This is a genomic window from Nostoc sp. UIC 10607, from assembly GCF_047228265.1.
Taxonomy (GTDB): Bacteria; Cyanobacteriota; Cyanobacteriia; order Cyanobacteriales; family Nostocaceae; genus Nostoc; species Nostoc foliaceum_A.
Map to the genome: position 1 here is coordinate 1 of NZ_JBIQNW010000241.1, position 503 is coordinate 503.

The 503-nt window shown below is 41.7% G+C and carries 1 pseudogene; it reads right to left on the bottom strand.

The features are described from left to right. Window positions 1–503 (bottom strand): annotated as a pseudogene (locus tag ACEYW6_RS36605) (relaxase); the annotation flags it as partial.

Below are 503 nucleotides of genomic sequence, written 5' to 3' on the forward strand. Positions count from 1 at the left end.
GCAGTTTTAGCTCGAAAGAGTTGTTGCCGATAAATAGATAGTTGTTCTGTTAATTGTGGCAACGTTTCAGCCAAGGCTTCATCAACTACTGACTGTTCAATAAAGTCAGAGATTGCATCCACTGCTCTTTGTGATGATAGTCGTTGCTCTTCATTAACAATCGCGGCTCCCAGGTCGTCAAATGCGGTTTTTCCTGCTTCAAGCTGCTGCTGATACGCGGACAGTTGTTCTGTTAATTGTGGCAACGTTTCAACCAAGGCTGATTCAACTACTGACTGTTCAATAAAGTCAGAGATTGCATCCACAGCTTTTTGTGATGATAGTCGTTGCTCTTCATTAACAATCGCGGTTTCCAGGTCGTCAAATGTGGTTTTATTATTAGCTAGTTGCTGCTGATACCCGGATAGTTGTTCTGTTAATTGTGGCAACGTTTCAACCAAGGCTGATTCAACTACTGACTGTTCAATAAAGTCAGCGATTGTATTTATGAATCTTTGGCTCTC